The 1207-nt window shown below is 68.9% G+C and carries 1 protein-coding gene; it reads right to left on the bottom strand.

The genetic code is table 11. The features are described 5' to 3' along the window. Window positions 1-242: 242 nt before the first annotated feature. Window positions 243-1207, bottom strand: a 965-nt coding sequence (locus tag AC067Z_RS38945) for a cytochrome P450 family protein (RefSeq protein ID WP_478794368.1), incomplete at its 5' end; no start/stop codon positions are given.

Here is a 1207-nt window from a genome sequence, read left to right as displayed (position 1 = left end):
CATACTGGCCTGCGATCTCACGCAACAGGCGATGCCACTCCGGCCAGGACGCGCATGGCTGTTGTGCCACCAGCGTCGAAGAACGGCCCCTCACCCGGAGAGGACCTGCCGTGACGTTCCGGATCGGGCCGGGCATGTAGGCGGATCACTGGGTACGGGAAGGTCGTCGAGCCTTACAGGCCCCTGCAACGGCAGTTGTCGACAGCTGCATCGAGCGCGCACGGCTTCGCGAGCGCCGTGGGTCAGTAGCGGACGGGCAGGGTGAGCAACCCTCGTGCTCGCATCGAAGGTCGCCACCGCAGTTCGCCGTACGGGATGTCGAGTTCCAGCCGCGGAAACCGTTCCAGAAGCGCGGCCAGCGCGATCTCGGTCTCCACCCTGGCCAGTGGTGCGCCCAGACAGTAGTGGATGCCATGGCCGAGGGCGAGGTGGCCAGTGGCGTCGCGGCCGATGTCGAGGCGGTCCGGATCGGTGAAGCGCTGCGGGTCGCGGTGGGCGGCCGCGAGCGAGAGCAGGACAGTCTCGCCCGCCGGGATCACGACGCCGCCGATGGTGATGTCCTCGACGGGGAAGCGGCGGATGGCCAGCGGTACGGGGCCGTCGAAACGGGCCAACTCCTCGACAGCACCGGCCAGTCGGTCGGGATGGGCGCGCAGCGCGGCAAGCTGGTCGGGGTTGTTGAGCAAGGCAAGGGTGGCGTTGCCGATGAGGTGGACGGTGTTCTCGTAACCGGCGAACAGGACGAGGAAAGCCAGGGACATCAACTCGTCTTCGCTCAACCGGTCCTCCTCGTCGCGGACCGCGATCAGGCCGGAGAGCAGGTCATCGGCCGGCTCCGCACGCTTGCGGGCGATGAGCCGGGTGAAGAACGCCAGCATGCTGCCCACGGCTTCCTTCGCCCGGGACGGCTGCGCCGGGTTCGGGGCGACCAGGGCGTCGGTCCATGCCCGGAAGTCGCGTCGGTCCTCCGGGGCCACGCCGAGCAGGTCGCAGATCACAGTGATCGGCAGCGGTGCGGCGTACGCGGCGATCAGATCGGCGCTGTTCTGCGCGGCGATGGCGTCCAACAAGCGGTCGGCTGTGTTCCGGATCGGCTCGCGCAGTTGAGCTACGCGGCGCGGGGTGAACGCCTGGGAGACCAGCCGCCGGATGCGGGTGTGGTCCGGCGGGTCCATGTTGAGCAGATTCGCGTCCAGTGCCGGCGGCA

Source organism: Streptomyces sp. NPDC043812 (genome assembly GCF_056436245.1).
The sequence above is the reverse complement of the archived record's forward strand: the minus strand, read 5'-3'. Positions and strand labels throughout refer to the sequence as shown.